This window comes from Streptomyces termitum, assembly GCF_014650175.1.
Lineage (GTDB): Bacteria > Actinomycetota > Actinomycetes > Streptomycetales > Streptomycetaceae > Streptomyces > Streptomyces termitum.
Genome location: NZ_BMUL01000001.1, coordinates 402,316 through 415,333 on the forward strand (window position 1 = coordinate 402,316; position 13,018 = coordinate 415,333).

The 13,018-nt window shown below is 74.3% G+C and carries 13 protein-coding genes; 4 read left to right on the top strand and 9 right to left on the bottom strand.

Features of this window, described 5'->3' with window-relative positions:
• The first annotated feature begins 10 nt into the window (after nt 1-10).
• Together IE219_RS01925 and IE219_RS01930 are read left to right on the top strand one after the other, a co-directional pair.
• Nucleotides 11-520 carry a DUF1203 domain-containing protein gene (locus tag IE219_RS01925; RefSeq protein ID WP_189974699.1) on the top strand — a complete coding sequence of 170 codons (510 nt, stop codon included), beginning with the start codon at nt 11-13 and terminating at the stop codon, nt 518-520.
• A 152-nt stretch (nt 521-672) separates the two neighbouring features.
• A complete protein-coding gene (locus IE219_RS01930; RefSeq protein ID WP_189974700.1) occupies nt 673-1,437 on the top strand; it encodes a hypothetical protein in 765 nt (254 codons plus the stop codon).
• A 22-nt stretch (nt 1,438-1,459) separates the two neighbouring features.
• Here IE219_RS01930 and IE219_RS01935 read toward each other — a convergent pair whose 3' ends face one another.
• Nucleotides 1,460-1,927 carry a VOC family protein gene (locus tag IE219_RS01935; RefSeq protein WP_189974701.1) on the bottom strand — a complete coding sequence of 156 codons (468 nt, stop codon included), beginning with the start codon at nt 1,925-1,927 and terminating at the stop codon, nt 1,460-1,462.
• Nucleotides 1,928-1,948: 21 nt separating this feature from the next.
• Between IE219_RS01935 and IE219_RS01940 the strand changes: the two genes are divergently transcribed.
• Nucleotides 1,949-2,563, top strand: a complete 615-nt coding sequence (locus tag IE219_RS01940; RefSeq protein ID WP_229849536.1) for a CGNR zinc finger domain-containing protein — start codon at nt 1,949-1,951, stop codon at nt 2,561-2,563.
• Nucleotides 2,564-2,572: 9 nt separating this feature from the next.
• Here the strand turns inward: IE219_RS01940 and IE219_RS01945 are convergent, their stop codons facing one another.
• From IE219_RS01945 to IE219_RS01955, 3 genes are all read right to left on the bottom strand, one after another.
• Nucleotides 2,573-3,184, bottom strand: coding sequence for a DUF4291 domain-containing protein (locus tag IE219_RS01945; RefSeq protein WP_189974702.1), 612 nt, complete (start codon nt 3,182-3,184; stop codon nt 2,573-2,575).
• A 63-nt stretch (nt 3,185-3,247) separates the two neighbouring features.
• Nucleotides 3,248-4,261: an EamA family transporter RarD gene (gene rarD / locus IE219_RS01950; RefSeq protein WP_229849559.1), complete on the bottom strand. Its 1,014-nt coding sequence runs from the start codon at nt 4,259-4,261 to the stop codon at nt 3,248-3,250.
• A 238-nt stretch (nt 4,262-4,499) separates the two neighbouring features.
• A complete protein-coding gene (locus tag IE219_RS01955; protein WP_189974704.1) occupies nt 4,500-5,375 on the bottom strand; it encodes an NAD(P)H-binding protein in 876 nt (291 codons plus the stop codon).
• Between the two features lie 114 nt (nt 5,376-5,489).
• Here IE219_RS01955 and IE219_RS01960 point away from each other — a divergent pair, with 114 nt between their 5' ends.
• Nucleotides 5,490-5,858, top strand: a complete 369-nt coding sequence (locus tag IE219_RS01960; RefSeq protein ID WP_189974971.1) for a winged helix-turn-helix transcriptional regulator — start codon at nt 5,490-5,492, stop codon at nt 5,856-5,858.
• A gap of 75 nt (nt 5,859-5,933) precedes the next feature.
• On the opposite strand, the gene IE219_RS01965 is transcribed toward IE219_RS01960, so the two are convergent.
• The 5 genes from IE219_RS01965 to IE219_RS01985 all read right to left on the bottom strand — a co-directional run bounded on the left by IE219_RS01965 (nt 5,934) and on the right by IE219_RS01985 (nt 13,017).
• A complete protein-coding gene (locus IE219_RS01965) occupies nt 5,934-6,986 on the bottom strand; it encodes a 2-oxoacid:ferredoxin oxidoreductase subunit beta (protein WP_189974705.1) in 1,053 nt (350 codons plus the stop codon).
• A complete protein-coding gene (locus IE219_RS01970; protein ID WP_189974706.1) occupies nt 6,979-8,916 on the bottom strand; it encodes a 2-oxoacid:acceptor oxidoreductase subunit alpha in 1,938 nt (645 codons plus the stop codon). The genes IE219_RS01965 and IE219_RS01970 overlap by 8 nt, the downstream gene beginning before the upstream one ends.
• A gap of 316 nt (nt 8,917-9,232) precedes the next feature.
• On the bottom strand, nt 9,233-9,892 hold the full coding sequence (locus IE219_RS01975; protein WP_308434003.1) for a response regulator transcription factor: 660 nt from the start codon (nt 9,890-9,892) through the stop codon (nt 9,233-9,235).
• 278 nt (nt 9,893-10,170) lie between these two features.
• Nucleotides 10,171-11,457 carry a sensor histidine kinase gene (locus tag IE219_RS01980; RefSeq protein WP_189974707.1) on the bottom strand — a complete coding sequence of 429 codons (1,287 nt, stop codon included), beginning with the start codon at nt 11,455-11,457 and terminating at the stop codon, nt 10,171-10,173.
• Between the two features lie 321 nt (nt 11,458-11,778).
• Nucleotides 11,779-13,017 carry a sensor histidine kinase gene (locus IE219_RS01985; protein WP_189974708.1) on the bottom strand — a complete coding sequence of 413 codons (1,239 nt, stop codon included), beginning with the start codon at nt 13,015-13,017 and terminating at the stop codon, nt 11,779-11,781.
• Nucleotide 13,018: the final 1 nt, after the last annotated feature.

Consider the following 13,018-nt stretch of genomic DNA (forward strand, 5'->3'; position numbering starts at 1 on the left):
GCTGGGGGACATGAGCATCTTCACCGCGCGGGCCGTCGAACCCGCCGTCCTCACCGAACTCCGCACTACCGACGACGCCGGCCGCCGCCCCGTCCCGTACCCGACCGGGGACGGCGGGGAACCTCTGCGCTGCTGCCTGCGCCCGGCCCGCCCGGGGGAGCGGCTGGTCCTCGTCTCGTACGCGCCGCTGCGGCGGTGGGCGGCGGCCACCGGGGCGCGGCCGGGGGCGTACGACGAGGTCGGACCGGTCTTCGTGCACGCCGGACCGGAGGACTGCGACGGGCCGGGGGCGGACCCGGGCGCGGGGCGGGCTCCGGGGGCGTACCCCTTCGAGCGGGAGCGGATGCTGCGGACGGTGCGGCGGTACGGCGCGGACGGCCGGATCCTCGGCGGCCGGCTGGTGCAACTGCCCGGACTGCACGGCGCCTTCACCGACGCCTTCGCCGACCCGGCGGTCGCCCTGGTGCACGTCCGGGCGGTCGAGTACGGCTGCTTCCTCTTCGAGGTGCGGCGCCCCTGACCGGCCCGGGGCGCCGGGGCCGACCTCCACCCGTCCGGCTGAACCTGCCGGGGTCCGGCAGTGAGGAAACGTTCCTCTCTGCCTATGTCCGGTTTTGGCTTCCCTCGGCTTTCGGGAGAAGGTGGGCGGACCGGACGACGAGGGGCGGGGACATGAGCACCGACACGAAGCGACGGCCGTCCTTCTGGATGCGGCTCGTGGGGCTGCCGCTGCTCGCCCTCTCCTTCTTCCTGGCCGCCGGCTCCGCCCTCGCCTTCGCCGACTGGCTCCCCTCCGACCTGGAGCGGTACCGCTCCTACACGGCCGCCGTGCCGTGCCCCGCCGACACCGCGCCCCGGCGCGCGGACGACTGCCTGCGGCAGGTGCCGTACACCGTCGAACGGGCCGGGCGCGAGTCCGCCGGGAAGAGCCAGACCTACCGGGTGGCCCTCAAGGGCGGCCCCTTCGGCAACGGCGAGGTGGACCTCGGCAGCCCCGGGGAACTGTCCGGCTGGCTCCGCCCCGGCGACCGGGTGACCGCCACCGTGTGGCGCGGCGAGGTCATCGACGTCGCCGCGCACGACCGGCGCCGGACCAGCGAGAACGAGCCGCGCGACGAGCCGCAGATGCCCGCCGCCCTGGGCACGGCCGGCGCCCTGCTCGCCCTCGTCCTCCTCGGATACGGCGGCGTGCTCCTGACCGGCCTCGGATACGGCCGGATCACCTGGAAGCGCCACGTCTGGCCGCTGGTCGGGGGCCTCTTCGCCGGCCCCCTGATCGTCGGCCTCCTGACCGTCTGGCTCCACGTGCCCTGGCAGGCCGTGCCCCCGGTGATCGTGCTCGGCACGGCCGGGGCCCTGCGGCTGTTCCTCCGGCGCGACGAGCCCGCCGCACCCCGCTCCCACCGCGCCTCCGGCACTCCGGACCCCGTGCGCTAGGCCGTTTCCCGGGCCGTACGGCTCACGCCACGCAGAACTCGTTGCCCTCCGGGTCGGTCATGACGACCCATTCGCCGCCCTGCTCGGCGACCCGCCGCAGCACGGCCGCGCCCAGCTTCTCCAGGCGCTCGACCTCCGCGTCCCGGGTGCCGGGGGCGGCGTGGACGTCGAGGTGGAGGCGGTTCTTGCCGGTCTTCTCCTCGGGGACCCGCTGGAAGAGGACGCGGCGGCCGAGCCCCGCGCCGTTCTCCTCGGAGACCGGGTCCTCGGGGTGCCGGATGCCGGCCAGGCCGTGCCAGCCGAGCCGCTCCTCGGGGGTGCCGGGGTGGACGGTCCGCGTCGCCTCGGCGGGGACGGCCCCGAAGCCGAGGAGCCTGCCGACGAGCGCGCTGTGGTCCTCCTCCACGTAGCCGAGGGCGGCCGCCCAGAAGGCCGCCTGGGCGTGCGGGTCGTTGGCGTCGATCACGAGCTTCCAGTGCAGTGCGTTCATGTAACCACTTATACTGGTTACATGAGTCGGTCCGCCACCGGAGCCACTGAATCCGGAATGCTCCTCCGCCCCCGCCACGGGCGGCCCTTCCGCTTCGACGCGGGCGCCCTCTGCCTGGAACTGCTGCTCACCGGCGGTCCCGGCCCGATCGCCCGGCAGTACGAGAGCCTCGACGATCCCGAAGGGCTGCGCGACTGGGCCCGCGACAGCCGCCTGCCCGACGGCCTCCCGCCGGACCTCCCCGTCACCGGCGACGACCTCGCCGCCGCCCGGACCCTCCGCGACGCCCTCTGGCGGCTCGCGCTCGCCCGCGCCGACGGCGCGCCGTACGACCCCGGGGCGCTGGCCGTCCTCAACGCGGCCGCCGCCGCCCCGCCGCTCGCCCCCGCGCTCGCCCCCGACGGCGCCCGCGCCTGGGCCCCCGGCGCCACCGCCGGAGCCCTGCTCTCCACCGTCGCCCGCGACGCCGTCGACCTGCTCACCGGCCCGCACGCCGACCGCGTCCGGGTCTGCGGCGCCGACGACTGCTCCCTGCTCTTCGCCGACACCTCGCGGCCGGGCGCCCGCCGCTGGTGCTCCATGGCCCGCTGCGGCAACCGCCACAAGGCCCGCGCCCACCGCGCCGCCAAGGACTGAGGGGCGGCCTCAGGGGCGGACGCGGTCCAGCAGCCCCGGCACCTCCGGGTACGGCGTCTCCACCGGCAGCAGCCGCCCGGCCGCCGCCAGGTCACCGGCCCGCACCAGCCCGTGCACCTCGCGGGCGAGCGGCGTCACGTCCCGGACGGAGACCGTCCACTCGTCCGCGTACCGCCGCGCCGCCTCGCCCGCCAGCCCCAGCTGGAGCGAGCGGTACGGCAGCGGCGCCAGCCGCAGATCGCGCTCCGGGTCCCACTGCACCCGCGCCGGTGCCTCCCGAAGCTCCCGCCGCCACGCGTCCCGGTCGGGGTGGAAGCCCCGCTCGTAGTGCGACAGGCAGGCCCCGCGCAGCGCCCACTCGAAGCCCTCGCGGGTGATCTCCACGGCGAGGACGACCTCCTGGCCCTCCTTGGCGCCCCAGCCGCAGCGGTACATCATCCACAGGAACGACGGCTTGATCCACGTCATCCGGTCCCGCTTCCAGGCGGCCGGGAACCGGCCGTCCCGCGCGGCGGGCACCCCGATCACCGGCGAGTACGCCTGGTAGACGGTGATCGTGCCGGCGGTGTGCGCGGCCCGGATCCGGCGCTTCGGCTCGGTGCGGGGGTCCCGTTCTTCCATGGGCCCAGCCTGGTCCGGGCCCCGGCCCCCCGGCCACCGGTTTTCCAGCGGCGGCCGGGCGGTTCAGGCGCGGTGCTCGCCCGCCGGGGCCGGACCGGCGGCGGGAGCCGGGACCTGCGCGGGCCGCGGCCGCGGCGGTGCGTCCGACTCCGGCTTCGACTCCGGCTCGGGCTTCCGCTCCGGCTCCGCGAGGAGCCCCGCGGCGTCCCGGGCGGCCGCCTCCCGGGCCGCGCGGGCGACGGCCGCCCGGCTGCGGCGGCCGGTGCGCAGCGCGTCCCAGGTGAGGATCGTCAGGGCCAGCCAGACCAGCGAGAAGCCCGCCCAGCGCTCCGGCGGCATCGCCTCGTGGAAGTACGTCACGCCCAGCAGGAACTGCGAGATCGGCGCCAGGTACTGGAGCAGGCCCAGCGTCGACAGCGGCACCCGGATCGCCGCCGCGCCGAAGAGGACCAGCGGCACCGCGGTGACGATGCCGGTGGAGGCGAGCAGCGCCATGTGCCCGGCGCCCTCGGTGCCGAAGGCCAGCGAGCCCTGGGTCCCGAGCAGGACCAGGTAGCCGAGGGCCGGCAGGAACTGCACGGCGGTCTCCGCCGCCAGCGACTCCAGGCCGCCCAGGTTCACCTTCTTCTTCGCCAGGCCGTAGAGGGCGAAGGAGAAGGCGAGGGTGAGGGAGATCCACGGCGGGCGCCCGGCGGCCACCGCCAGCACCACGACGGCCGCGAGGCCGATGCCGACGGCCGCCCACTGCGCCGGGCGGAGCCGCTCCTTGAGGACGAGGACGCCGAGCGCGATGGTGACCAGCGGGTTGATGAAGTAGCCGAGGGACGCCTCGACGACGTGGCCGGTGTTGACCGACCAGATGTACAGGCCCCAGTTGACCGTGATCACGGCGGCGGCGAGGGTCAGCAGGGCCAGCTTGCGCGGGCTGGCGGCCAGCTCGCGGACCCAGTCCCAGCGGCGCACCACCAGCAGCGCGATGCCGACGAAGACGAACGACCACACCATCCGGTGGGCGAGGATCTCGCCCGCGCTCGCCGGCTTGAGCAGCGGCCAGAAGAGGGGGACCAGGCCCCACATGCCGTAGGCGGCGAAGCCGTAGAGGAGCCCGGTCCGGCCCTCTCCTCCGTCGTCCGGCCCGGCCGTGCCCGCCGTGCCGCCCGTCCCGGCCCCGTTCTCCGGTCGCCCGCCCATGAAAGCCTCCCGCCCCGCACCGTGCTGTTGCGACGAAGGTAGCGCCGCACGGGCCCGGCTGTCATGCGCGTACCGTTATACGGTCATGACCTTGGGGTGCGGGAGGCGTGCGGGACGCGCGGGACTACTCCGCCGCGGCCAGCGCCTCGCCGATCGTCACGCCGATCGGGGTGGTCGGACGGCCGATCAGCCGCGCCAGGTCACCGGTCCGCAGCGCCAGCGAACCCCGCCCGATGGCCTCGTCCACGTCCACCAGGACCGCCGCGAAGGAGTCCGGCACCCCGGCGCCCGTCAGGATCTCCCGGTGCGCCGCCGCCGGCACGTTCCGGTAGGCGACCTCCCGGCCGCTGCGGGCCGCGACCTCGGCCGCGTACTCCGCCAGCGACCACGCCTCGTCGCCGCTCAGCTCGTACGCCCGGCCCGTGTGCTCCCCGGCCGGACCGGTCAGCACGGCCGCCGCGGCGGCGGCGAAGTCGGCGCGCGGGGCGGTCGCGATCCGGCCCTCGCCCGCGTTGGCGACGACGGCGCCGTGCGCGAGGACCGCCCCGAGGTGCGCGGTGTAGTTCTCGCTGTACCAGCCGTTGCGGAGGAAGGTGTACGGCAGGCCGGAGGCGAGGATCAGCGCCTCGGTCTCCTTGTGCTCCGCCGCCAGGTCGAAGTCGGCCTCCGGGCCGCCCAGGACGCCGGTGTACGCGAGCTGGGCCACGCCCGCCGCCTTCGCCGCGTCGATCACGGCGGCGTGCTGCGGCACCCGGCGCCCGACCTCGCTGCCGGAGACCAGCAGCACCCGGTCCCCGGCCCGGAAGGCCCCGGCGAGCGTCTCGGGCCGGTCGTAGTCCGCGATCCGCAGCTCGACGCCGCGCTCCGCCAGGTCCGCGGCCTTCTTCCCGTCGCGCACCACGGCGGCGACGGAGGAGGCGGGGACGGCGGGGTCGGCGAGGAGGGCCTCGACGACGAGGCGGCCCAGCTGGCCGGTGGCTCCGGTGACGACGATGCTCATGGGGGACTTCCTTCGGGGGTGGCGTGCGGCGTACCCACTCACCGTACGACCGGCACTAACCAGAAGAAAGTACCCACTTTGAAGTAAGGTACTGGTGTGAGCGTAAGTGACCAGATGCCGATGATCGGCGTCTACGACACCCAGTGCCCGTCCCGGATCGTCCTGGAGCACGTCACCAGCCGCTGGGGCGTCCTCGTCCTCATCGCCCTCCTGGAGCGGCCGTACCGCTTCAGCGAACTGCGCCGCAGGATCGGCGGCGTCAGCGAGAAGATGCTGACCCAGACCCTCCAGACCCTGGAGCGCGACGGCTTCGTGCACCGCGACGCCCACCCCGTCATCCCGCCCCGCGTCGACTACAGCCTCACCGCGCTCGGCACCGACGCCGCCCACCGGATCCGGGCCCTCGCCGTGTGGACCGAGGAGCGGGTCCCCGAGGTCGAGGCGGCCCGCGCCCGCTACGACGGGGCCCGCGAGGAGCGCTGAGGCCGCGCCCGCCGGGAGGAACGCCGGAGGCCCGGCCGCGCGGTGCGGCCGGGCCCCGGGGGTGGTGCGGGCGGGTCAGCCCACGACCGTCCAGGTGTCGTTGCCCGCGAGCAGCCGGCCCAGGTCGCCCTTGCCCTGCTGGTCCACCGCCCGGTCGAGCTGCTCGGACATCAGCGTGTCGTAGACCGGCCGGTCCACGGAGCGCAGGACGCCGATGGGCGTGTGGTGCAGGGTGTCGGGGTCGGCGAGCCGGGAGAGCGCGAAGGCCGTCGTCGGCGAGGCCGCGTGGGCGTCGTGGACGAGGACGCGGCCTTCGTTCTCCGGGGTGACGGTGACGACCTCCAGGTCGCCGGTGGCCGGGTCGCGGACGACGCCCTTCTCGCCCTCGGCGCCGAAGCGGATCGGCTGCCCGTGCTCCAGCCGGATCACCGCCTCCTTCGCCCGGTCCTTGTCCTTCAGGGCCTCGAAGGCGCCGTCGTTGAAGATGTTGCAGTTCTGGTAGATCTCCACCAGGGCGGTGCCGTTGTGCTCGGCGGCCTGCCGCAGCACCTCGGTGAGGTGCTTGCGGTCCGAGTCCACCGTCCGCGCCACGAAGCTCGCCTCCGCGCCGATCGCCAGCGACACCGGGTTGAAGGGCGCGTCCAGCGAGCCCATCGGCGTCGACTTGGTGATCTTCCCGGTCTCCGAGGTGGGCGAGTACTGCCCCTTGGTGAGGCCGTAGATGCGGTTGTTGAAGAGGAGGATCTTCAGGTTGACGTTGCGCCGCAGGGCGTGGATCAGGTGGTTGCCGCCGATGGACAGGGCGTCGCCGTCACCGGTCACGACCCACACCGACAGGTCCCGCCGGGAGGTGGCCAGGCCGGTGGCGATGGCCGGGGCGCGGCCGTGGATGGAGTGCATCCCGTACGTGTTCATGTAGTACGGGAAGCGGGAGGAGCAGCCGATGCCGGAGACGAAGACGATGTTCTCCTTCGCCAGGCCCAGTTCGGGCAGGAAGCCCTGGACGGCGGCGAGGACGGCGTAGTCGCCGCAGCCGGGGCACCAGCGCACCTCCTGGTCCGACTTGAAGTCCTTCATGGTCTGGACGGCCTCGGCCCGGGGCACGAGGTTCAGCAGCGGCTCAGGCATCGAGGGCCTCCTTGAGGACGGTGGCGAGCTGCTCCGCCTTGAACGGCATGCCGTTGACCTGCGTGTACGACTGGGCGTCGACGAGGAACCGGGCCCGGATCAGGGTGGCGAGCTGCCCGAGGTTCATCTCCGGCACCACGACCCGCTCGTACCGGCCGAGGACCTCGCCGAGGTTCTTCGGGAAGGGGTTGAGGTGGCGCAGGTGGGCCTGGGCGACGCTGCCGCCCTCGCGCCGCACCCGCCGCACGGCGGCCGTGACCGGGCCGTAGGTGGAGCCCCAGCCGAGCACCAGCACCCGCGCGCCGTCCGGGTCGTCGACCTCCAGGTCGGGCACCGCGATGCCGTCCACCTTGGCCTGCCGGGTGCGGACCATGAAGTCGTGGTTGGCGGGGTCGTACGAGATGTTCCCGGTGCCGTCCTGCTTCTCGATGCCGCCGATGCGGTGTTCGAGGCCGGGGGTGCCGGGCACCGCCCAGGGGCGGGCCAGCGTCTCCGGGTCCCGCTTGTACGGCCAGAAGACCTCCGTGCCGTCCGCGAGGGCGTGGTTCGGCCCGGTCGCGAAGGCCGTCCGCAGGTCGGGCAGGTCGGCCGTCTCGGGGATCCGCCACGGCTCCGAGCCGTTGGCCAGGTAGCCGTCGGAGAGCAGGAAGACCGGGGTGCGGTAGGTGAGCGCGATCCGCGCGGCGTCCAGGGCGGCGTCGAAGCAGTCCGCCGGGGTCCGCGGCGCCACGACCGGCACCGGCGCCTCGCCGTTGCGCCCGTACATCGCCTGGAGGAGGTCGGCCTGCTCGGTCTTGGTGGGCAGGCCGGTGGACGGGCCGCCGCGCTGGATGTCCACGATCAGCAGCGGCAGTTCGAGCGAGACGGCGAGGCCGATGGTCTCCGACTTGAGCGCCACGCCCGGACCGGAGGTCGTGGTCACGGCGAGGGAGCCGCCGAAGGCGGCGCCGAGTGCGGCGCCGATGCCCGCGATCTCGTCCTCGGCCTGGAAGGTCCGCACGCCGAAGTTCTTGTGCCGGGACAGCTCGTGCAGGATGTCCGAGGCCGGGGTGATCGGGTACGAGCCCAGGTAGAGCGGCAGGTCGGCCTGGCGGCTCGCGGCGATCAGCCCGTAGGACAGCGCCAGGTTCCCGGAGATGTTGCGGTAGGTGCCGGTGGGGAAGGCGCGGGTGGCGGGCGCCACCTCGTAGGAGACGGCGAAGTCCTCGGTGGTCTCGCCGAAGTTCCAGCCGGCCCGGAAGGCCGCCACGTTCGCCTCGGCGATCTGCGGCTTCTTCGCGAACTTCGTCCGCAGGAACGCCTCGGTGCTCTCGGTGGGCCGGTGGTACATCCACGACAGCAGCCCGAGCGCGAACATGTTCTTGCTGCGCTCGGCCTCCTTCCGGGACAGGCCGAACTCCTTGAGCGCCTCGATGGTCAGCGTGGTCAGCGGCACCGGGTGGACCCGGTAGCCCTCCAGCGACCCGTCCTCCAGCGGGGAGGCCGCGTAGCCGACCTTGGCCATCGCCCGCTTCGCGAACTCGTCCGTGTTGACGATGATCTCGCCGCCGCGGGGCACGTCGGCGATGTTGGCCTTCAGCGCCGCGGGGTTCATCGCGACGAGCACGTTCGGCGCGTCGCCGGGGGTGAGGATGTCGTGGTCGGCGAAGTGGAGCTGGAACGACGACACGCCCGGCAGGGTGCCGGCGGGGGCGCGGATCTCGGCGGGGAAGTTCGGCAGGGTCGACAGGTCGTTGCCGAACGACGCGGTCTCCGAGGTGAAGCGGTCGCCCGTGAGCTGCATGCCGTCACCGGAGTCGCCCGCGAACCGGATGATCACCCGGTCCAGACGCCGGACCTCTTTCTCGGCACCCTGACGCGCCCGTGCCGGAGCACTGCGCTGCTCCCCGACCAGGGCCTCACCGGCCTCGCTGCTGACCTGGCTGGTCACTGAACTGGACCTCCCTAGCGGCAAGGGGACTCTGGGCCCAACCCTACGACGGAGGGGTGGGCCTCCCGGGGACTTCTCACATCCTGGTCACCGGTTTGAGACGCCTTTTTGCCCTGTGTTGTCATGGTCTGTCGGCTCCCGGATTGCTCCGGAATTTCAGTTTCCTGCTCATTCTTCCGTCCTGGGACCGGGGTCCCCGGGCGGAGCGTGCGCGTGCTCGTTTCTGACAGGGTGTCAGATGATCAGGGGTGTGGCCCGGGAGCGGGGCCGAGACCTCCGACACGTCCGGAGGTGCCCGGCCGCCGCCCCCGCCGGATCAGGACCGCAGGTACGTCAGCACCGCGAGGACCCGGCGGTGGTCGCCCTCGCTCGGCGAGAGCCCCAGCTTCAGGAAGATGTTCCCGATGTGCTTCTCCACCGCGCCGTCGCTCACCACCAGCTGCTTCGCGATGGCCGAGTTGGTCCGCCCCTCGGCCATCAGACCGAGGACCTCCCGCTCGCGCGGCGTCAGGTGCGCCAGGACGTCCTGCTGCCGGCTGCGGCCCAGCAACTGCTGCACCACCTCCGGATCCAGGGCCGTGCCCCCGGACGCCACCCGCACCACCGCCTCGGTGAACTCGCGGACCTCCGCCACCCGGTCCTTCAGCAGATAGCCCACGCCCCGCGTGGAACCGGCCAGCAGTTCGGTGGCGTACTGCTCCTCCACGTACTGCGACAGCACCAGCACCCCGAGCTCCGGATGCTCCGACCGCAGCCGCACCGCCGCCCGCACCCCCTCGTCGGTGTGCGTCGGCGGCATCCGGACGTCCGCCACCACCACGTCCGGCAGCGCGCCCGCCTCCGCGAGGTCCGCCACCGTCTTCACCAGCGCCTCGCCGTCCCCGACCCCCGCGACCACCTCGTGCCCGCGGTCGGTCAGCAACCGGGTCAGCCCCTCGCGCAGCAGTACCGAATCCTCCGCGATGACCACCCGCACCCGGTCCGCCACCTCTCCCACGCCCACGACCCGCAGCCCCCAAACCCCTCGCTCGACACCCTGCACTACGTGATCAGCATTCCAGGAAACCCCCCGTTCGCGGTACGCCTTCGCCCGGCGGGCCCCAGGGATGTCAGGTCGGCGGGAGGCGCCGGGGCGCACGACGGCGGGCGCGGCCGGCATTCCGCCGACCGCGCCCGCCCGATCCGTACCGCCGCCGTGCCCGTCCCCACGAGCCCGTCCGTACGGCTCCGTCCTCCGCCGCCGCGGCCCTCTTCTCAGGCCCGCCAGGGAAGTTCCGCCGTCACCACCGTCGGGCCGCCCTCCGGCGACTCCACGGCCAGCACCCCGTCCACCGACCGCAGCCGCTCCGCCAGGTCGCGCAGCCCCCGGCCCCGCGCCGGGTCCGCCCCGCCCACGCCGTCGTCCCGGACCTGGACCATCAGCCGCTCCCCGGACCGCCACACGTCCACCGACGCCCGCCGGGCCCGCGCGTGCCCCGTCACGTTCCTCAGCAGCTCCGTCACCACCGTGTAGGCCAGGCCCTCGATCGCCGGCACCGGCCGGCCCGGCAGCTCCACCGTCACCGACACCGGCACCGCGCACGCCGCCGCCACCGACGACAGCGCCGCGTCCAGCCCCCGGTCGGTCAGCACCGCCGGATGGATGCCCCGCGCCAGGTCCCGCAGCTCCCGCAGCGCCAGCTTCACCTCGCCGTGCGCCTCGTCCACCAGCGCCGCCGCCCCCTCCGGGTCCCGCTCCAGCTTCTCCTTCGCCAGCCCCAGGTCCATCGCCAGCGACGCCAGCCGCGCCTGCGGCCCGTCGTGCAGGTCCCGCTCGATCCGCCGCAGGTCCGCCGCCGCCGTGTCCACCACGACCACCCGGTCCGACTCCAGCTCCGACACCCGCTCCGTCAGCCGCGACGGCCCCAGCAGCCCCGCCGCCAGCACCCGGTCCACCGCCGTCAGCCCGCGCAGCAGCGGCGGCCACAGCAGCACGAAGACCAGCCCGACCAGCCAGGCGACCCCGATCTCGAAGGGCGAGTCGACGTACAGGCCGTGCGTCCCGTCCCCGTACAGCTGGATCCCGTCCTGCCCCACGTACGCCGGGAAGACCCACTGCCACAGCGGGTACGAGAACAGGCCCCAGGCCCAGGTGAAGACCGTGATCGACACGCAGAACGAGAACACCGCCCACGGGAAGTGCAGCAGCCCGTACAGCAGGTGCCGCCACGAGCTCCCGCTCCGCAGCACCGCCGACATCCACGAGAAGACCCCGCCCGTCCGGCCCCGCACCGGCTCCGGCGCCGGCACGTCCGCGCCCAGCAGCCCCCGCACCCGGGCCCGCTCCACCGAACCCATCCCCCGCGACACGGCCAGCGAAGCCGCCAGCACCGGGATGCCGAGGAAGGTGATCAGCAGCCCGGCGCCGACCGAGGTCAGCGACACCGCCATGACGAACCACAGGATGCTCAGCGGCAGCCCCGTCAGCGTGAACAGGAACGCCCGCCAGGTACGGGCCTGGAAGGGGGCGCGGAGCGCGGAGGGAACGAGCGGCGAGTCCATCGGCACGACCTTCTGTGAGGTGGGGAGGAGAGGGAGGAGAGGGAGGAGAGGGAGGAGAAACGAGGGGAGCGGAGGAGTACACCCCCAGGGTTCCGTGCCGGACCCCTGCCGGACCATGAGGAGGGTGGGCGTCTCGGCCCGGGGGTTAACCCCACCCCCGCTCCGGACGGGCGGGGGGAGGGCCACGGCGATGGGCCGTCCCGTCTTCGGTCACGGCGACGGGCCGCTCCGTCTTCGGTCACGGCGACGGGCCGCTCCGTCTTCGGTCACGGCGACGGGCCGCCCGCCCGAGGGCGAAGCGGCCCGTCCCGGCCCCGCCGGTCAGTCGCGGTTCCGCCAGGGCAGTTCCGCCGTCACCACCGTCGGGCCGCCCGCCGGCGAGTCCACCACCAGCACGCCGTCCACCGCGCCCAGCCGCTCCGCCAGCCCCGCCAGCCCGGTCCCCGTGCCGTCCGTCCGGGCACCGCCCACGCCGTCGTCCCGCACCTGGAGCAGCAGCCGGCCCTCCGACCGCCACACCTCCACCGACGCCGACCGGGCACGGGCGTGCTTCGACACGTTCTGGAGCAGCTCCGAGACCGTGAAGTACGCGATGCCCTCGATGGCCTCCACCGGCCGGCCCGGCAGCTCCACCGACACCGACACCGGCACCGTGCACCGCCCCGCCAGCGACGACAGCGCCGCGTCCAGCCCCCGGTCGGTCAGCACCGCCGGATGGATGCCCCGGGCCAGGTCCCGCAGCTCCTGGAGGGCCAGCTTCACCTCGCCGTGCGCCTCCGCGACCATCGCCGCCGCCGCCTCCGGGTCCTCGTGCAGCTTCTCCTTCGCCAGCCCGAGCCCCATCGCCAGCGCCACGAGCCGCGCCTGCGCCCCGTCGTGCAGGTCGCGTTCGATCCGCCGCAGGTCCGCCGCCGCCGTGTCCACCACGACGACCCGGTCCGTCTCCAGCTCGCTGATCCGCCGCTCCAGCTCGTCCGACGGCGACAGCAGCCCCCGCACCATGCCCCGGTCCGCCGCCGCCAGACCGCGCACGACGAACGGCAGCACCGGCCACAGCGCGATCACCGCCACCAGGGTCACGCCGAAGGTGAGCACCCCCCACGGCAGCCTGATCAGGCCGTACAACTGCGTCCGCCACGCCACCGGGTCCTTCAGCCGCCCCCACAGCCAGGACAGCCCCCCGGCGGACGGCAGCCGCGACGGCTCCGCCACCGCCACGTCCAGCAGCGCGCGGGCCCGCGCCCGCTCGGACCGGCCGATCAGCCGCGCCCCCGACAGCCCGGCGGCCAGCAGCGGCAGCCCGACCACGGTGACGGAGAGCCCGATCCCGACGACCACGCTCGTCAGCGCGTACACGAACCCCACGATCGAGGCGGGCAGGTTGAGCAGCAGGAAGCAGACCTCCTTCCAGGTCTCCTTCCCGTACGCGGCCCGCTTCCGCCCGGCCCCGACACCGGCCGGCCCGGCGGCGGACCCGGGGGAGCCGGGAGAACCGGGAGAACCGGAGGAGCCGGGCGGGGCCGTCCGGGAGGCAGGGGTGAAGCGCTGATCGGCGGTCATG